This is a genomic window from Amycolatopsis sp. NPDC034160 (genome assembly GCF_055575355.1).
Window position 1 is genome coordinate 357,961 of sequence record NZ_JBVISU010000005.1, and the last position, 18,589, is coordinate 376,549.

Here is an 18,589-nt window from a genome sequence, read left to right on the forward strand (position 1 = left end):
CCTCACCCCGCGCTGACGGTGAAGCCCTGCTGGTTGCCGTAGTCCACGAGCGCCTGCTGCCAGGCGTTCAGCCCGGCGTCGAGCGAGGTGCCGTTGAGGTAGGCCTTGCCGACGGTGTCACTGAAGACGCTGTTGGCGTAGGTCTGGTACGGCAGATACGTCCAGCCCTTCGCGACGTTCTTCGACGCGTCGTTGAGCACCTGGTTGATCTTCTGCCCGCCGAAGTAGGGGTTCGCCTCGTCGAGGAAGGCGGGCGAGTTCAGGTCGGCCGTGGTGGCGGGGAAGCCGCCGCTGGCGATGAACGGCTTGACGCCGTTGCCGTGGTTGAGCCAGCGGACGAACGCCGCGGCCAGTGCGGGGTTGCCGCTCTGCTTCAGCACCGACTGCGTGCTGCCGCCGTTCTCCGCGGTGACCGGCTGTCCACCGTCGTAGGTCGGCATCGGGGCCACCGCCCACTTCCCCGCGCCGCCGGGCACCGACGACTTGAAGTTGCCGGGCATCCAGGCACCGGTGACCAGCGAAGCGATGGTGCCGTCACCGAGTGCGCGAAACCAGTCGTCGGACCACTCCTTGATCGGGGCGAGCAGCTTGCCTTCGACCAGCTGATTCCACGTCGCGGTCCACTTCTTGGTACCGGCGTCGGCGAGGTTGATCTTGACGTTCCGGCCATCGGCCGTGAACGGCTTCCCACCTGCCTGCCAGATCATGCTGGTGGCGAAACCGGGGTCGCCGGTGTCGGAGGTGATGTACTTGCCGGGGTCGGCCGCGTGCAGCTTCTTGCCCGCGGCGACGTACTCGTCCCACGTCTTCGGCACGGCGATACCGTTGGCGTCGAAGACTTCTTTGTTGTAGAAGAGCGCCATGGGGCCGGAGTCCTGCGGGAGGCCGTATAGGCCGTTATTCACCCGGACACTGGACCAGGTCGAGGGCGAGTAGTCCTTTTCGAACGCGCCGAATCCGTATTGGTCGAGATTGACCAACGACTCGGTCAGCGCGAACTGCGGCAGCGCGTAATACTCGATCTGCGCGACGTCGGGCCCGCCGGAGCCAGCTTTGATCGCGTTCTGCAGCTTGGTGTACTGCTCCTTGTTGGTGCCGGCGTTGACGTAGTTGACCTTGACGTTCGGATATTCCTTCTCGAACGCCGCGACCTGGTCCTTGGCCGACGGGGTCCAGCTCCAGTAGGTGATCGTGCCGCCCGCCTTCAGCGCGGCGTCGATCGAGTCCTGGGTGCCGGTGGCGGTGGCCGGGCCGCTCGCACCGGAGGAACAGCCGACGGCCAGCGCCGCGGCCAGTGTCACGGCGACGACGTTTTTGACGCTTCTGTGGATGCGTGGCATCGAGTGTCCTTTCGGGACGGTGTTCATTGCTTGACACTGCCCGCGCTGAGGCCGGACTGCCAGTAGCGCTGCATGAGCAGGAAGGCGACGACGAGCGGAATGATGGTGAGCAGCGAACCGGTCAGCACCAGGTGGTACACCGGCTGGGCGCCGGCACCGGAAGCCTGCGCGCTCCACTGGTTGAGCCCGACGGTGAGCGGGTACCACTTCGGTTCGCTGAGCATGATCAGCGGCAGGAAGTAGTTGTTCCAAGTGGACACGATGGTGAACAGCGCCACGGTGACGATGCCGGGCGCCAGCTGGCGCAGGGTCACGGTGAAGAAGATCCGGAGCTCCCCCGCGCCATCGATTCGCGCCGCCTCCAGCAACTCGTCCGGGATCGCGTCGGCGGCGTACACCCAGATCAGGTACAGGCCGAACGGGCTGATCAGCGACGGGATGATGATCGCCAGCGGATTGTTGGTGAGGCCGAGCTTGCTGAACATCAGGAAGGTCGGCACCGCGAGCGCCGTGGCGGGGACGGCGACCGCGCCGAGTACGACCGCGAACACCGCGCGGCGGCCGGGGAAGCGGTATTTGGCCAGCCCGTAGCCCGCGGCGGTCGCGAGGATGGTCGCTCCCCCGGCGCCGACGACGACGTAGAGCAGCGTGTTCCCCAGCCAGCGCAGGAAGATCCCGTTGTCGTAGGTGAACGTCTCGCCGATGTTCTCGAACAGCGCGAACGGACCGCCGAACGCCAGTCCCGAGGTGGTGAACAGCGCGGACTGCGTCTTGGTCGCATTGATCACCAGCCACACGAGCGGCACGAGCGTGTAGATCAGGTACAGCGCCATGACGGCGGTGAGCACCCGCGACTTACGGGGCCGCGTCACCGAAAACGTGGCCATCACATCTCTTTCCGGGAGCCGCGCAGCTGCACGACGTAGGCGATGATCGCGGTGATCACGCCCATCACGATCGCGACGGTCGCGGAGTAGTTGTACTGCTGACCGCCGAAGGAAAGGTTGTAGGCGTACATGTTCGGCGTATAGAAGGTGCCGATCACGTTGGGCGCCAAGGTGCGCATGATGTTCGGCTCGTTGAACAGCTGGAAGCTGCCGATGATCGAGAAGATCGTCGCGATGACGATCGCCCCGCGCAGCGCGGGCAGCTTCACGCTCAGGATGGCGCGGAACGCGCCGGCACCGTCGATCGCCGCGGCCTCGAACTGTTCCTTGGGGATCACCTTGAGCGCGGAGTAGAAGATGAGCATGTTGTAGCCCACGAACTCCCAGGTGACGACGTTGCCGATGGACGCGAGCATCCAGTTGTCCGACAACGGTTTCACCACGTCGCGGCCGAGCAGGTGGTTCAGGTCGGCGGCCAGTCCGAAGTGGTCGCCGTAGATGAAACCCCACATCAGCGCGGCGACGACGGCGGGTACGGCGTACGGCAGGAAAATCACGACGCGGAAGAAACCGGACGCGTGCAGCCGGGCGCTGTCGATCGCCAGCGCCGCGATCAGCGCGAGCACCAGCATGATCGGGACCTGCACGGCGAGGAAGAGCAGGACCCGTTGGAAGGAGTCCCAGAACTTCGGGTCGGCGAGCACCTGCGCGTAGTTGGCCGCGCCGACGAAGGTCGTGCCGCCGAAGAAGGCCTGATCACGGAAGAGACTCAGGACGAAGGCGTAGACGATGGGCGCCAGGAAGGTCAGTGCGAAAACCAGCATGAACGGGGCGACGAAAAGCCAGCCTCGCCAGTTGCGGCGCGGGCGGCGCGCGGTGGTCGTGCGGCGGGGTGGCGCTGGGGCGGGCGCGACCGCGGTGGACGTCATCGTCTCTCCGGACTCACCGAGCGATATCGCGACTCGGCGGAATGTTTACGTCAACATCAGTGCGGCGGAGGCTATCGTGTTGACGTAAACATGTCCAGAACCTTCCGAGGAGACCACCGTGGCCGGACGCGGACCGTCGATGGCCGACGTCGCCAGAGAGGCCGGAGTGTCCGGCCAGACCGTCTCCCGGGTCGCGAACGGCAGGTCGAACGTCGACGAGGCGACCCGTGAACGTGTACTCGCGGCGATGCGCCGCGTGGGCTATCGCCCCAACAGCGCCGCCCGCGCGCTGCGCAACGGCCGGTTCCGCAGCATCGGCGTCATCATCTCGGCGTTGTCGACCTTCGGCAACAGCCGCACCCTCGACGCCGTCGCGACCGCGGCCGCCGACGAGGGGTTCTCTATCGTGCTCATGCCCGTCACCAGGCCCTCCCAAGGCGAGGTGTCGGGCGCCTTCAGCAGGCTGAACGAACAGGCCGTCGACGGCGTCATCATCCTGATCGAACAGCACGAACTGGACCAGAGCGAGATCGAGCTGCCCCACGGCCTACCCGTCGTCGTCATCGACGCGGGCGGGCGCCGCGACCATCCGGTCGTCGACTTCGACCAGGCCTCCGGCGCCATCGCCGCGACCCGGCATCTGCTCGACCTCGGACACGAGACCGTCTGGCACGTCGCCGGACCACCCGAGTCCTACGCCGCCGAACGACGCCGGAAGTCATGGCAGCGGACGCTCGAAGAGCACGGCCGGGACGTGCCGCCGCCGCTCATCGGCGACTGGTCGTCGCGGTCCGGCTACGAACATGGCGTCCAGCTGGCGGGTGACCCCGGCGTCACCGCCGTCTTCGCCGCCAACGACCAAATGGCACTCGGCTTGCTGCGCGCGCTTCACGAAAAAGGACGATCGGTCCCCCGCGACGTGAGCGTGGTCGGCTTCGACGACATGGATGAGGCCGCGCATTTCTGGCCACCGCTCACTACCGTCCGGCAGTCGTTCGACGAGGTCGGAAAACGGGCGGTGGCCGCGCTGCTCGCCGAGATCACCGACGCGGGCACGGCGGGCGCCATCAGTGTGCCGACCGAATTGATCGTCCGGTCCAGCACCGCGCCACCAAAGTCGTGAAAGGCCGGTCATGAGTAGGGGCCTCCTTCACTGGCACCCGTGCTGTTCACGCTCACAGAATGGGTCGGCCGATGATCACGGCAGCCGCCCTTGTTGATCTCGTCGTCCGCGATTATCGAGGCACAGCAACGATCTTCAGATTCGTACAATCGGTGACAATCACTGTTAACGCTCACTTCACTCGTTGACCGGTCATGCCACCGGCGCTACATTTGCCCGAAGTCAAGTCGCACACAGGTCTTAATCCCACCCCGGTCGAGCTTCCGCCGCCCGACCGTCCGTCGACGATGACGCTAGGGACTTCGATGCGAACGAACCCGATGACCAAGCGACCACCACCGTCTCGCCCTGGCGGCACCTTCTTCCACACCGAAGGCCTGCGTCCGAAGCCGGGACGGAAAGGGGTTTCCCATGGCAGGGCAACGACTCCGACCGCTGGGCGCCTCGGTCGTCATGGACTTCGGCCCAAGTACGCCTGAGCGGCGGCCGCGGCTTCGTGTGCGGGGCCTGGGCGTCGTTTCTCAACTACCGCAAGAGCGACAAGACGTTCTACTGGGGCGGTTGCGCCGACTTCGAACTCGCCACGCCTTGACACCGAAGGAGAATCACGATGCATTCGATGGGTCAAGCCCCGCCGACCGTGCCACTCCGGGCGGCATCCCACCGTAGGAAGCGCGTCCGGCGCGGCCGTGGGGCGCGCACGCTGATCACCCTGCTCACGACCGTCCTCACGGCGTCCGCGGCGGTCGCGTTCGACACCACCACCGCGTTGGCGGCGACCGTCGACACGAACGCGTGGTACGCCCTGGTCAACCGCAACAGCGGCAAAGCACTGGATGTCGCCGGCGTCTCCACCGCCGACGGCACGGTGGTCCAACAGTGGTCTCGCCACGACGGAGCCAACCAGCAGTGGCAGTTCGTGGACTCGGGCGGCGGCTACTACCGGCTGAAGTCGAAGAACTCCGGCAAGGTGCTCGACCTCGACAACTGGTCGACCGCCGATGGCGGGAAAGTCCAGCAGTGGACCGACCTCAACGGAACCAACCAGCAATTCCGCCTCGCCGACTCCGACGGCGGGCACGTCAGGCTGATCAACCGCCACAGCGGCAAAGCCGTGGAGGTGACCGGCTCGTCGACCGCGGACGGAGCAGCCGCCGTCCAGTACGGCGACCAGAACAGAGCCAACCAGCAGTGGCAACTCGTCCGCCTGGGCGACACACCCAGCGGGTGCGCGCTTCCGTCGACGTACCGCTGGTCATCGACGGGAGTGCTGGCGAACCCGAGGCAGGGGTGGGTCTCACTCAAGGACTTCACCTACGTCCCCTACAACGGCAAACACTTGGTCTACGGGACGACGCACGACACGGGGACGAGCTGGGGCTCGATGAACTTCACCACCTTCACGAACTGGTCCGGCATGGCCTCGGCCGGCCAGAACGCGATGAACTCCGGCACCGTCGCGCCCACGCTGTTGTACTTCGCCCCGAAGAACATCTGGGTACTCGCCTACCAATGGGGCGGGACCGCCTTCAGCTACAAGACGTCGACCGACCCCACGAACCCGAATGGGTGGTCGGCTCCGCAGACACTCTCCACCGCGAGCATCTCCGGCTCCGGCACCGGACCCATCGACCAGACACTCATCGCCGACGACACGAACATGTACCTGTTCTTCGCCGGCGACAACGGCAAGATCTACCGTTCCACCATGCCTCTCGGGAATTTCCCCGGTAACTTCGGCTCGTCCTACACGACGATCATGAGCGACACACAGGCCAACCTGTTCGAAGCGGTCGAGGTCTACAAGGTCAAGGGCCAGAACCAATATCTCATGATCGTCGAGGCGATGGGACGCAACGGGCGCTTCTTCCGCTCGTTCACGTCCAGCAGCCTGGGCGGTACGTGGACACCGCAGGCCGCCACGGAGAGCAACCCGTTCGCCGGCAAGGCCAACAGCGGCGCCACCTGGACCAATGACATCAGCCACGGCGACCTGATCCGCAGCACCGCCGACCAGACCAAGACCATCGATGCCTGCAACCTGCAGTTCCTCTACCAGGGACGTGACCCCAATTCCGGCGGTGACTACGGCCTCCTGCCCTACCGACCGGGCGTGCTGACCCTGCAACGCTGAGCACCTGACGCGGTCCTGCCCCAGCCGGGTCGGCGCCCTCACCTCTTACCGGGTGAGGGCGCCGACCCGGCTTTGAAGCGTGCCGCCGCCGAACGGCGGCCGCGCCAACTTTCTGCCCGACTGATGAATCAGATCTATTCTGGAAGCCAGTGGGCAGAAAAGAGACCATACGGCGGTACTCCGGGTCGAACGCGGCGACTCAAGGGCCGATGAATACGATTCAAAGTCGTCCATCCTTGCGAATACATCAGTCATATGTTGCACTGATGACGGCTGTGTTTCCTGCTGTCCGACCAGTCATCCGACGCGATCTTCGCGACCTGATGGGCGCGCGCACAGCGTCCACCGAGTGTCGTCGCCTCAAGGTGCGCCGGCAGGGCGTTCGTCGAGCATCTCCCCTATCTGAAGGAGATCCTGTGTTCGCGTCCTCTTCTTCCGCGTTACGGAGGCCGGTGTCCGCGTCCGTGGCGGTCGCGGCCTTGACCGCCGCGATGGCCGTGGTGACCCCGGTCCCTTCCGCTTTCGCGGCTACGACCATTCTTCACGCGTCCCCGTCCGGCACCGGCGCCAGTTGCTTCGCCACCGCTCCCTGCTCGTTGCCTGCCGCCCAGGCCGCGGTGCGGTCGCTCACCGGTGCGATGTCGGGTGACATCGTCGTGGAGCTGGCCGGTGGGGTGTACCGGCTTTCCGAGCCGCTGCGGCTGACCGCGGCGGACTCCGGCGGCAACGGTCACCGTGTCGTGTGGCGGGCGGCCTCGTCCGCCCGTCCTGTGATCAGCGGCGCCCGCGCGGTCACCGGCTGGTCGATCGCCGACGCGGGGAAGAACATCTGGCGCGCGAACGTCGGTGCCGGTACCGATACCCGGCAGTTGTATGTCGACGGCGCGATCGCCACCCGCGCGCGTACCCAGATGAACCGGTCCTTGTTCACTTTCACCAACACGGGCATGACCTTCTCCAGCCCCGCGCTGAGCTACCTGAACGGCCTGGCCGGCCAGAACCGGGTCGAGGTGGAGAGCGTCAACTCGTTCACCGACCGGTACTCGCCGGTGCAGAGCATCAGCGGGAACGCCATCACGATGCAGCAACCCGCGTGGAACAACAACACCTTCGGATACGACACGCTCGCGGCCCCGCACCGGGCCGGACCGTTCTATCTGACCAACGCGTACGAGTTCCTCGACTCGCCCGGCGAGTGGTACGTCAACCCGGGGACCGGCGCGCTGTACTACACCCCGCTGCCCGGCCAGAACATGAGCAACGTCAGTGTGGAGCTACCGATGTTGCAGTCGCTGGTGAACGTCGGGGGCACCTATGACGCGCCCGCGCACGACATCACGTTCAGCGGTATCACATTCACCGGTACGAGCTGGCTCGGTCCCAGCAGCAACCAGGGATACGCGGACCAGCAGACCGGCGCCTACCTCGCGGGCAACTGGAACTGGCCGGCCGACCGGCTGACGTCCTGCCAGAACGGTTGCCGGCAGTTCGAGGCGGCTCGGCCGCACTGGAACCAGATGCCCGCCGCCGTGCAGGTGTCCGCCGCCCGTGGCATCACCTTCAGCGGCTCCGCGTTCGTCAACCTGGGACAGACGGCCATCGGCATCGGCAACGACGCGAACGCTCACGCCAGCGGAGTCGGTCTCGGCGCGAGCGACATCAAGGTCACCGGATCCGAGATCGCCCGCAACTCCGCGGGCGGCTTCGTGGTCGGTGGCGTCCGGGCCGACGCGCACCATCCCGGCGATCAGCGGATGGTCAACCGGAACATCACCATCAGCGACAACCGCGTCCACGACCTCGGCCTGGAGTACCGGGGCAATGTCTCGGTACTGACCACCTACGTCACGACCACCTACGTCTCCCACAACGAGGTCTACAACATGCCGTACTCCGGCATGTCGATCGGATACGGCTGGGGCAGCAATGACGCGGGCGGCAGCGACCACTACGCCAACCGCGGCCTGTACAACTTCCAGCCGCGGTACTCGACGCCGACCACCGCGTCCGGCAACCGGCTGGTCGACAACTACATCCACGACGTCATGCAGCAAATGAACGACGGTGGCTGCATCTACACGCTGGGGTGGAACCCGAACGCGACGATCAGTGGCAACCACTGCCTGCGCACCAATGGTTACTTCGGCATCTACTTCGACGAAGGCTCCCGGTACTACACCGCGACCGACAACGTCTTCTCCGCCACCGGAACCTGGGCCACCGCCAACTACTGGGGCGGCGAGAACATGGGCAACTGGACCGTCACCGGCAACTGGTCGACCAACGGCAGCACCAACGTGTCGAATGGCGACCGCGGCAATGTTGTGTCCGGCAACGTCACCGTGACCAATGGAAACTGGCCGTCCGGCGCACAGGCCGTGATGGCGAACGCCGGGCCGCGGAGCGGCGGCGAGCCATCGGCCGGCACGATCGTGGGTGGACAGTCGGGCCGCTGCGTCGAGGTCAGTGGCGGGAGCACGGCCAACGGTGCCAGGACGCAGCTGCAGGATTGCCGCGGTGCGGTCAACCAGAGCTGGACCTACACCTCCGCAAAGCAGTTGGTGGTATACGGCGACAAGTGTCTCGACGCGTCGGGGCAGGGAACCGCCAACGGCACCGCCGCGGTCATCTGGGACTGTCACAGCGGGGGCAACCAGCAGTGGAACGTCAACGCCAACGGCACCATCACCGGCGGGCAGTCCGGACTCTGTCTGGACGCCAGTGGCAACGGAACCGCGAACGGCACACTGATCCACCTCTGGTCGTGTCACGGTGGAACGAACCAGCAGTGGACCCTGCGGTAGCACTTCGTCCATTATGGACAGATGTCCCGGTCGCGCCCGAGCGGTGCGACCGGGACAACGATCAGATCAGCGGAGCCAGTGCTGACTGGTGGCGCCCCGGCAGTCGTACTGCTGGAGCCGGGTGCCGTTCACCGTCGAGGAACCGATGACGTCCAGGCACCGGCCCGAGTGACGGGCGACGATTTCGAGGTAGCCGTCCGCGTCGCGTAGCTGCCACTGTTGATTGGTCCCACCATTGCAGGACCAGAGGACGATCTTGGCGTTGTTTGCTGTCGAGGCGCCGCTGATGTCGAGGCATTTGCCGGAATGCCGGGAGACGAGCTGAACGTGACCATCGGCGGCGGCGCGCGCTTCCCACTGCTGGTTCGCCCCGCCATGGCAGTCCCATTGGATGATCTCGGCACCGTCGGCGCTCGAGGCGCTCACCACGTCGACGCATTTGCCGGAGTTCCGGTTCGTGACGGCGGTGACCGGCGTGCCAGGGCTTCCGTTGTCACCCCAGGCGTGCCGCAGCCGGTCGGCGCCACTGGTGCTGCGGATGCTCAGCGAAAGATCGCTGCCGCTGCCGCGGAGCGCGAACATGGAGTACCAGTCGTAGGTCTGCCCGGCGGTGACCTTACCGCCCAGCGCCGGCCAGTAGGCCCCACCCATGTCGTGGTCGCGCATGAGGTCGGTGATGGCGCGGAGGTACCGGACGAAATTGGCGGAACTGCTCGGATTTCCATAGTCGAGACCGGTGTCCATCGGCGCACCGAATTCGGTCACGACCGCCCGGGAGGCGCAACTGCCCAGCCGGGTCTGCGCCAGGTCGCGCCAGCCGGCGTAATCGTGCTGCCCGTAGAAGAATGCGTAGAAATGGAATGAGAGCAGGGTTCCGGCGAAACGGCTGTCACCACACACGGGCCGGAGATCCTGGCTGAAGCCCGTGCCACCGATGAGAATTCGGCCTCGCGGAATCGACGGGCGGGCGTTGATCCAGTTGGCGGCGACGTTCAACCATTCGCTCGCACCGTATCCGTGCGGTTCGTTCATCGGCTCGAAGTGGACCAGGCCGTTGCCGCCGTACTGGGCGATCACGGTGTCCCACATCGAGTTGAAAGCGGCCATGTTGGTGATGCGGCCACCCGAAGCGGCCCCATCCTCCCAGTAGGCGAGGATGACCTTGAAGCCGCGGCCGGTCGCGGCGTCGATGGCACCGCGGTAGGCGTTCCACCAGGATGAGCCGACGGTGTGGGTGTTGACGGGCAGCCGGACGGTGTTGACGCGGAGCAGGTTCTCCATGCCGGCATAGACCGCGTCGGCTTTGGCCCGGACGGTCGCGTAGCTGTCAGATGCGGTCAACCCTTCCAGGACGAGGGTGCCGGTCGTGAAGTTGTCGCCTTTCCGAGCCCAGTTCATCCCTCTGAACTGACTCGTGTCGGCGCCGGCGGGCGACGCACTGACGAGCGCGGCGGCGGACATCAGAGCCGCCGCGATCAAAACACCGAGGAAGAGGCGAAGCGGCAGCGTGAACTTGAATCTTTTCGTGGGCATGACACCGACCGTTCTCGTGCGACGTTGCAGGGAGTGGTCATCGACAGAGGACAAGAACGTCCGGAATCACTGTCCCATTCAGAATATGCCCGATCAAGATCGACTACAAAAGTGATCGAATGACCGTATCGCGTTGGTCGTGAGTGGCGATTCGGGTTAGAACCCGAATCGCCACTCACGACCAACTGTACCGACCGCGGTCAGAACCTCCATTGCCGATCGCCCTGGCCCGAGCCGCAACGGCCCGGCGGCGCGCATCTACCCGCGTCGCGAGGGCGCGACTCCGCTGCCAGCGTAAGACTGATCCATTTCGACTGATAAGACTGAACCATTGCGCTCTCCGCAGCGGTTCGCGTACGGTTACCAGTTGATCGAACCGGTTCGACCCCGCTTGGGAGTCCCCATGGTTCAACGGCGAACTGTCCTCTGTGCGCTTGTCACCGATCCCAGACGGCGATCAATCCCTTGGCGTCGCCGGTAAATCAACCAGCCGAGCCGTCGACCCCACCAGGTCTGGCGGCTCCGGGCCTGTAGTCCCGTAGACCCGGCCGACCTCCTGGGAGCTTTCCGCCCTTGTGTGGGAGCGCTCCCGGGCCCGCAAAGAGCCTTCACCGACGCAGGAGAATCATGACCCCGCACATCCATTCCGTCAGGCGGCGTCGGCCGCTACTCCGATCGGCGATCGTCTCACTCGCCGCCACGACCGCCGTGACCTTCGTACCGAGCGTGGCCGATGCCGCGACCACCCTCGGCGCGGCGGCGGCCCAGTCCGGCCGGTACTTCGGCGCCGCGGTGGCCGCCTTCAAGCTGGGCGATTCGCAGTACACGACCATCCTCAACCGGGAATTCAACTCGATCACCGCCGAGAACGAGATGAAATGGGACGCCACCGAGCGATCCCGCAACAACTTCACCTTCGGCCCGGCCGACCAGATCGTCAATCACGCGCGCGCCCAGGGCAAGCAGCTTCGCGGTCACACACTGGTCTGGCACTCGCAGCTGCCCGACTGGGTCAAGGCGATCCGTGACGCCAACACCGTGCGCAGCGTGATGAACCACCACATCACCACCCTCGCGGGCCGTTACCGCGGCCAGATCCACTCGTGGGATGTGGTGAACGAGGCATTCGACGACGGCGGCAACGGCCAGCTTCGTTCCTCGGTGTTCCGCGATGTGCTCGGCAACGGGTTCATCGAAGAGGCTTTCCGCACCGCCCGCACCGCCGATCCCAACGCCAAACTCTGTTACAACGACTACAGCATCGAGGACTGGAACTCGCCCAAGACACAGGGTGTCTACCGGTTGGTCAGGGATTTCAAGGCACGTGGGGTGCCGATCGACTGCGTCGGCCTCCAGTCGCACTTCGGCGGCGGCCCGCCCAGCAACTTCCAGACGACACTGTCCAGTTTCGCCGCGCTCGGCGTCGACGTGCAGCTCACCGAGCTCGATATCGCGCAGGCGCCGCCGAACTCGTACGCCAGCACGGTCCGGGCCTGTTTGAACGTGGCGCGATGCACCGGCATCACCACGTGGGGGGTACGCGACAGCGACTCCTGGCGCGGGAACGAGAACCCACTGCTGTTCGACCGCGGCGGCAACAAGAAACCGGCTTATGACGCGACCCTCAACGCCCTGAACGGGGCGACCACCGGAAGCCCGATCCAGGTCGGTGTCCAGTACCGGCTGGTGGCCCAGCACAGCGGCAAGGCCCTCGAGATCGCCAACTCGTCCACGTCCGCCGGTGCCACCCTGCGGCAGTGGACGGTCACCAGCGGACAGAATCAGCAGTTCGACTTCCTCGACTCCGGCGGCGGCTACTACCGGATCCGGGCGCGGCACAGTGGCCTGATGCTCCAGGTATCGGGCACGAGCAGTGGTGCGGACATCTCGCAACAGCCGGACGCGAACACCGCGAGCCAGCAGTGGCAGGCGACCGACCACGGCAACGGTGTGGTGAGCCTGGTCAACCGGCAGAGCGGTCTGGCACTGGACGTGTGGGAGGTGTCCACGGCCGATGGCGCACGCCTTTCCCAGTGGACCTTCACCGGTAACGCCAACCAGCGCTTCCAGCTCCAGCGCGTCTAGCCCGGACGGATGGGACCCCGCGATGAGAATGCGTTTCAGAGCGGCGATCTCCGCCGCACTCCTGATTGCCGCCGGCATGACGGCGACCATGATCGCCTCCGCTCCGCCAGCTATTGCCCACGCGGTCAACCCCGCCGACTTCCAGCAGGTCGAACTGGCCCGAGGGGTAGCCGAAATGGGCGAACCGATGTCACTGGCCGTGCTACCGGACCGCTCGGTACTGCACACCTCCCGCAACGGGACCTTGCGGCGGACCACGGCCGCCGGGGCGACCACCGTGATCGGCACCCTGCAGGTCTACTCGCACGACGAGGAGGGCCTGCAGGGCATCGGGGCCGACCCGAACTTCGCCACCAACCGGTTCATCTACCTGTACTACTCTCCCCCACTGTCCACTCCGGGCGGTGATGCCCCGGACAACGGCTTCGACTTCTCCGCGTGGAACGGGGTGGACCGGCTCTCCCGGTTCACGCTCAACAGCGACTTCACGCTGAACATGGCCAGCCAGGTGACCGTGCTGGACGTGCCGACCAACCGCGGTATGTGCTGCCACGTCGGCGGGGACATCGACTTCGACGCGGCGGGCAACCTATATCTGTCCACAGGGGACGATTCGAATCCGTTCGCATCGGACGGCTACACCCCTATCGACGAGCGCGCCAACCGCAACCCCGTGTTCGACTCACAGCGTAGCGCCGGCAACACCAACGACCTCCGCGGCAAAGTGTTGCGGATCAAGGTGAACACCGACGGGTCGTACTCGAGCCCGGCAGGCAACCTGTTCCCGCCCGGCACCGCGAAGACCCGTCCTGAGATCTATGCGATGGGCTTCCGCAACCCGTTCCGGATGAACGTGGACAAGGCCACCGGCGTGGTCTATCTCGGCGACTACGGACCCGACGCCGGTACCGCAAGCAACACCCGCGGGCCTGCCGGCCTGGTGGAGTTCAACCGGATCACCTCGGCGGGCAACTACGGTTGGCCCTACTGCGTCGGGGCCAACACGACGGCGGAAGCCTATGTGGACTACACGTTCCCGTCCGGGCCGTCCGGATCCCGGTTCACCTGCGCCGCACCGGTCAACAACTCTCCGCGTAACACCGGGCTGAGCACGCTGCCCGCCGCGCGCCCGGCCTGGATCAAGTACGACAATTGCTCGCTGGCGGCGTTCGGCTGCGGGTCTGAGTCGCCCATGAGCGCGCCGGTGTACCGGTACGACGCGGCCAACCCGTCGTCGATCAAGTTCCCGCCCGCGCTGCACGGGCACGTCTTCGCCACCGAGTTCGGCAGGCGCTGGATCAAGACCATCGACGTCGACGCCGACGGGTCGGCCGGGCAGATCAACGACTTCCCGTGGCGCGGCACGCAGGTCATGGACTCCACCTTCGGCCCGGACGGTGCCATGTACGTGCTGGACTATGGCACCGGCTGGGGCAGCGGTGACGCCAGCTCGGCGCTCTATCGCATCGAGTACAACCCGGCGGGAAACCGGGCACCGACCGCGCGGGCCGTCGCCGACCGCACGTCCGGCGCGGCACCGCTGACAGTCGCTTTCTCGTCGGCCGGCTCCTCGGATCCCGAGGGCGGCGCGCTTGCCTACGCGTGGAACTTCGGTGATGGCAGCACGTCCACAGCGGCCAATCCGAACCACACCTACACCCGCAACGGCCAGTACACGGTCAGTCTGACGGTGACCGACCCCGGAGGTCGCACCGGCAACACCAGTGTGCTCGTCAACGTCGGCAACACCGCACCCACGGTCACCCTGACCACACCCGTCAACGGGAGCCTGTTCAGCTTCGGCGACACCGTGCCGTACACGATCACCGTCTCGGACCCGGAAGACCGCACGATCGACTGCGGCCGGGTGACCCTCAGCTATCTGCTGGGCCATGACAGCCACGCACACAAGATCACCTCACGGACCGGCTGTTCGGGGACGCTGCGGATCCCGGTGGACGGTGAGCACGACACGGCGGCGAATCTCTACGCGGTCTTCGACGCCGAATACACCGACCTCGGGGCGAACGGCCAGCCGGCGCTGACCACCCATACGCAGCACGTCCTGCAACCGCGGCACCGCCAAGCCGAGCACCACTCCGGCCAGTCGGGAACGGGCCTCTACGACAAGGCGTCCGCGGAGGGCGGCAAGACCGTCGGCGACATCCACAACGGTGACTGGATCGCGTTCCAGCCCTACGCACTCGCGGGCGAGACCCGGTTCACCGCCCGGGTATCGTCCGGCGGCACGGGCGGCACGCTGTCCGTGCGGACCGGTTCGCCGACCGGGCCGGTGCTCGGAAAGGTGACGGTTCCGGTCACCGGCGGCTGGGACACCTTCGCCGAGGTTTCCACCACCCTGACCGGCGTCCCGGCCGGCACCAGCACGATCTACCTGACGTTCGCGGGTGGCGGCAGCGGCTACCTGTTCGACGTGGACGCGTTCTCGTTCGGCGCCTCGCCGGGTGGCCGCACCGGGCGGATCACCGCCCCGGCGGCAAATGTGTCGACGTCAGCGGCGGCGGCACCCAGCTGATCATCTGGACCTGCCACGGCGGCACCGACCAACGCTGGACGCTGCCGTGACCCCGCACAGGAAGCGAAGTGACCCGGCATGAAGAAAAGGTCCATCCGGCGCGTGCTCAGCGTGGCCGCCGCCGCGCTCGTCGTTCTCGCGACCGGTGCCAGTCCACCTGTCAGCGCCGCCGACACGCCGTATGACGTGCTGGTGTTCTCCAAGACCGCCGGCTTCAGGCATGACTCGATCCCGGCGGGCATCCAGCTGATCCGGGAACTGGGCACGGCCAACAGCTTCACCGTGACCAGCACCGAGGACGCCAACCAGTTCGACGCCGGCAACCTGGCTCGATACGAGGCCGTGGTATTCCTCAACACCACCGGTGACGTGCTGAACACCACCCAGCAGAGCGCGTTCGAATCCTATATCCGGGGTGGAGGCGGGTATGTCGGCGTCCACTCGGCGTCCGACACCGAACACGACTGGCCGTTCTACGGCGAACTAGTCGGCGCGTACTTCGCTTCGCACCCGGCCATCCAGCAGGCCACCCAGCGGATCGAGAACCGGGCACACCAGGCCACACAGCACTTCGCCCCCGCCTGGGCACGGACCGACGAGTGGTACGACTTCCGGACCAACGTCCGCTCCAGCGCCAGGGTACTGGCCACTTTGGACGAATCCACCTACTCCGGTGGCTCGATGGGCGCCGACCATCCGTACACCTGGTGCAAGACACTCCAAAATGGACGTTCGTTCTATACCGGAAACGGCCATACCCAGGCGAGTTACGCCGAGCCCGGCTTCCGGTCCATGATGCTCGGTGGCATCCGGTACGCGGCGGGCCGGACCAAGGCGGACTGCCGTCCGGAGACGGGCTACGCCGCGCTGTACAACGGATCCACCACCGGCTGGTCCCAAGCCGGCCCGGGTGGCTTCAGCAACAGTGACGCCACGCTGACCTCCTCCGGCGGGATGGGCATGCTCTGGTACAGCGCCAAGGAGCTGCGCTCCTACTCGCTCAAGCTGGACTGGCGTATGCCCGGCGACGACAACTCCGGCGTCATCCTCGGCTTCCCGGCGGGCAATGACCCGGACGCCGCGCTCGACCAAGGGTACGAAGTCCAGATCGACGCCACCGACACGGCGGACAAGACCACCGGCTCGGTCTACGGGTTCAAGGCCGCCGACATCGCCGCCCGCGACGCCGCGCTCAACCCGCCGGGCGAGTGGAACACCTTCGAGCTGCTCGTCGAGGGTGAGCGGCTGCAGGTGTTCCTGAACGGCGTGAAGATCAACGATTTCACCAACACCGACCCGGTGCGATCGTTGACCTCGGGCCATATCGGCATCCAGAATCACGGCACCGGTGACGACGTGTCCTTCCGCGACATCCGGCTCAAGGAGCTGGGCGGCCCCATCGCGCGCACCGGACCGATCACCGCCACCGTCGGCAAATGTGTCGACGTCAACGGTGGCGGCACCGCTGACGGCACGAAGATCCAGCTGTGGACCTGCACCGGCGCGGCCCGACAACAATGGACGGTCAACGGCGACACCTTGCGGGCGTTGACCAAGTGCATGAACGTCGCAGGCGGCAGCACCGCGAACGGTGCCCAGGTGCAACTGTCCACCTGCACTGGCAGCGGTGCGCAGAACTGGACGGCCGGGGCGAACGGCTCCTTGGTCAACTCGCGGTCCGGTAAATGCCTCGACGCCAACGGAGCCGGCTCGGCCGACGGTACCCAGCTGATCATCTGGCCCTGTCACGGTGGCGCCAACCAGCGCTGGACCCTGCCTTGAACCCAGTGGAGAACAGGAGCAAGCCCATGAAAAAACGGCACGATTTTCTTCGATGGTGGACGCCGATCGCCGCCGTGGCACTGGTTCTCGCCAGTTTCACCGTGGCCGACGCCGTGCCGTCCACCCCGGCGACGAATCCCGGCACTCTCGCCGCGTCACCCGGCTGCGGCAAGACCCCGACCCTGACCAGCGGTACGCGCACGATTCAGAGCGGTGGTCAGAACCGTTCCTTCATCTTGAGGCTGCCCGACAACTACAACAACAATACTCAGTACCGGCTGATCTTCGGGTATCACTGGCGGGGCGGCACCGCCAACGACGTCGACTCGGGCGGATCCGACGGCTACAACTGGTCCTACTACGGACTGCGGCGGCTGTCCGGCAACGGCGCGATCTTCGTCGCGCCCCAGGGCAACGGCAACGGCTGGGCCAATCCCGGCGGCCAGGACATCACCTTCACCGACGACATGACGAGGCTGATCGAGAACGATCTGTGTGTCGACACGGCACAACGCTTCGCACTGGGCTTCAGCTACGGCGGCGGCATGAGCTACTCACTCGCCTGCAGCCGGGCGAACATGTTCCGTGCGGTCGCGGTCTATTCCGGCGCGCAGCTGAGCGGCTGCGGCGATGGCTCGCAGCCGATCGCGTACATGGGGATTCACGGCATCAGCGACAATGTCCTCAACATCTCGCAGGGACGGTCGTTGCGGGACAGGTTCGTCCGGAACAACGGCTGCACCGCCCAAAACCCGCGTGAGCCCACGGTGGGCAGCCGAACCCACATCACCACCTACTACTCGGGGTGCCGCGCCGGGTATCCGGTCGTCTGGGCCGCGTTCGACGGAGGTCACGGCCCCGGTCCCATCGACGGCGGTGGTGAGGGCTGGCGGACCTGGACCTCGGGAGAGGTCTGGAAGTTCTTCACCGGAGACACGACGCCGACGCCGACCACGTTCCGGCTGCGTGGCGAGTCGTCCGGCCGGTGCGCGGACGTCACCGGGGCGAACTCGGCGAACGGCTCCCAGTTGATCGTCTGGGACTGCCACACCAACGCCAACCAGCAGTTCGCGCAGAGCGGGCAGGCCCTGCAGGTGCTGGGCAAATGTCTGGACGCGCCCAATAACGCCACCTCCGGCACCCGGGTACAGATCTGGGACTGCCACGGCGGCGCCAACCAACAGTGGAACGTCACCAGTAGCGGCACGATCACGAGTGTCCAAACCGGACTGTGCCTCGACGTCACCGGCACCGCGAACAACGCGACCGTGCACGTGGCGACTTGCAACGGCGGCGCCGGCCAGCGCTGGGCCAAGGCCTAGCCGGTCGAGTTGGTCGTGAGTGGCGATTCGGGCAGCGGCCGCAACAGGCCGCCGGTGAAGGACGGGAACAGCGCCGGACGGTCGGACCACCGCACCACCCGGTCGGTGGGCGGG

The 18,589-nt window shown here is 66.2% G+C and carries 11 protein-coding genes; 7 read left to right on the forward strand and 4 right to left on the reverse strand.

All coding sequences use genetic code 11. From position 1 onward, the window contains the following. Nucleotides 1-2: 2 nt before the first annotated feature. From ACZ54P_RS14960 to ACZ54P_RS14970, 3 genes are read right to left on the reverse strand one after another with little or no spacing between them, the layout of a single operon-like run. A complete protein-coding gene (locus ACZ54P_RS14960; RefSeq protein ID WP_465462084.1) occupies nucleotides 3-1,340 on the reverse strand; it encodes an ABC transporter substrate-binding protein in 1,338 nt (445 codons plus the stop codon). Between the two features lie 23 nt (nucleotides 1,341-1,363). Next, the gene (locus ACZ54P_RS14965; RefSeq protein WP_465462085.1) at nucleotides 1,364-2,227 is read right to left on the reverse strand and encodes a carbohydrate ABC transporter permease; all 864 of its coding nucleotides are present in this window, start codon (nucleotides 2,225-2,227) and stop codon (nucleotides 1,364-1,366) included. Beyond that, nucleotides 2,227-3,156: a carbohydrate ABC transporter permease gene (locus ACZ54P_RS14970; protein ID WP_465462086.1), complete on the reverse strand. Its 930-nt coding sequence runs from the start codon at nucleotides 3,154-3,156 to the stop codon at nucleotides 2,227-2,229. The genes ACZ54P_RS14965 and ACZ54P_RS14970 overlap by 1 nt, the downstream gene beginning before the upstream one ends. Before the next feature lie 139 nt (nucleotides 3,157-3,295). On the opposite strand from ACZ54P_RS14970, the gene ACZ54P_RS14975 reads away from it, so the two are divergent. The 3 genes from ACZ54P_RS14975 (at nucleotide 3,296) to ACZ54P_RS14985 (ending at nucleotide 9,217) form a co-directional block, all read left to right on the forward strand. Then, complete coding sequence (locus ACZ54P_RS14975; RefSeq protein ID WP_465462103.1) at nucleotides 3,296-4,279, forward strand: LacI family DNA-binding transcriptional regulator; 984 nt, start codon at nucleotides 3,296-3,298, stop codon at nucleotides 4,277-4,279. 610 nt (nucleotides 4,280-4,889) lie between these two features. After that, the gene (locus ACZ54P_RS14980) at nucleotides 4,890-6,413 is read left to right on the forward strand and encodes a non-reducing end alpha-L-arabinofuranosidase family hydrolase (RefSeq protein ID WP_465462087.1); all 1,524 of its coding nucleotides are present in this window, start codon (nucleotides 4,890-4,892) and stop codon (nucleotides 6,411-6,413) included. 452 nt (nucleotides 6,414-6,865) lie between these two features. Further along, on the forward strand, nucleotides 6,866-9,217 hold the full coding sequence (locus tag ACZ54P_RS14985) for an RICIN domain-containing protein (protein WP_465462088.1): 2,352 nt from the start codon (nucleotides 6,866-6,868) through the stop codon (nucleotides 9,215-9,217). Nucleotides 9,218-9,283: 66 nt separating this feature from the next. On the opposite strand, the gene ACZ54P_RS14990 is transcribed toward ACZ54P_RS14985, so the two are convergent. Next, nucleotides 9,284-10,750 carry an RICIN domain-containing protein gene (locus ACZ54P_RS14990; protein ID WP_465462089.1) on the reverse strand — a complete coding sequence of 489 codons (1,467 nt, stop codon included), beginning with the start codon at nucleotides 10,748-10,750 and terminating at the stop codon, nucleotides 9,284-9,286. 627 nt (nucleotides 10,751-11,377) lie between these two features. Between ACZ54P_RS14990 and ACZ54P_RS14995 the strand changes: the two genes are divergently transcribed. From ACZ54P_RS14995 to ACZ54P_RS15010, 4 genes are all read left to right on the forward strand, one after another. Next, nucleotides 11,378-12,835: a glycoside hydrolase family 10 protein gene (locus ACZ54P_RS14995; protein WP_465462090.1), complete on the forward strand. Its 1,458-nt coding sequence runs from the start codon at nucleotides 11,378-11,380 to the stop codon at nucleotides 12,833-12,835. A 22-nt stretch (nucleotides 12,836-12,857) separates the two neighbouring features. Beyond that, nucleotides 12,858-15,371 carry a PQQ-dependent sugar dehydrogenase gene (locus tag ACZ54P_RS15000; RefSeq protein ID WP_465462091.1) on the forward strand — a complete coding sequence of 838 codons (2,514 nt, stop codon included), beginning with the start codon at nucleotides 12,858-12,860 and terminating at the stop codon, nucleotides 15,369-15,371. A 78-nt stretch (nucleotides 15,372-15,449) separates the two neighbouring features. Continuing rightward, nucleotides 15,450-17,153, forward strand: coding sequence for a ThuA domain-containing protein (locus ACZ54P_RS15005; RefSeq protein ID WP_465462092.1), 1,704 nt, complete (start codon nucleotides 15,450-15,452; stop codon nucleotides 17,151-17,153). Nucleotides 17,154-17,179: 26 nt separating this feature from the next. After that, on the forward strand, nucleotides 17,180-18,475 hold the full coding sequence (locus tag ACZ54P_RS15010; protein WP_465462093.1) for a ricin-type beta-trefoil lectin domain protein: 1,296 nt from the start codon (nucleotides 17,180-17,182) through the stop codon (nucleotides 18,473-18,475). Nucleotides 18,476-18,589 lie beyond the last annotated feature (114 nt).

Bases quoted from the DNA above. Each gene is read 5' to 3' on its own strand.
- ACZ54P_RS14960 (WP_465462084.1), bottom strand. From the start codon at position 1,340: ATGCCACGCATCCACAGAAGCGTCAAAAACGTCGTCGCCGTGACACTG.
- ACZ54P_RS14965 (WP_465462085.1), bottom strand. From the start codon at position 2,227: ATGGCCACGTTTTCGGTGACGCGGCCCCGTAAGTCGCGGGTGCTCACC.
- ACZ54P_RS14970 (WP_465462086.1), bottom strand. From the start codon at position 3,156: ATGACGTCCACCGCGGTCGCGCCCGCCCCAGCGCCACCCCGCCGCACG.
- ACZ54P_RS14975 (WP_465462103.1), top strand. From the start codon at position 3,296: ATGGCCGACGTCGCCAGAGAGGCCGGAGTGTCCGGCCAGACCGTCTCC.
- ACZ54P_RS14980 (WP_465462087.1), top strand. From the start codon at position 4,890: ATGCATTCGATGGGTCAAGCCCCGCCGACCGTGCCACTCCGGGCGGCA.
- ACZ54P_RS14990 (WP_465462089.1), bottom strand. From the start codon at position 10,750: ATGCCCACGAAAAGATTCAAGTTCACGCTGCCGCTTCGCCTCTTCCTC.
- ACZ54P_RS14995 (WP_465462090.1), top strand. From the start codon at position 11,378: ATGACCCCGCACATCCATTCCGTCAGGCGGCGTCGGCCGCTACTCCGA.
- ACZ54P_RS15000 (WP_465462091.1), top strand. From the start codon at position 12,858: ATGAGAATGCGTTTCAGAGCGGCGATCTCCGCCGCACTCCTGATTGCC.
- ACZ54P_RS15005 (WP_465462092.1), top strand. From the start codon at position 15,450: ATGAAGAAAAGGTCCATCCGGCGCGTGCTCAGCGTGGCCGCCGCCGCG.
- ACZ54P_RS15010 (WP_465462093.1), top strand. From the start codon at position 17,180: ATGAAAAAACGGCACGATTTTCTTCGATGGTGGACGCCGATCGCCGCC.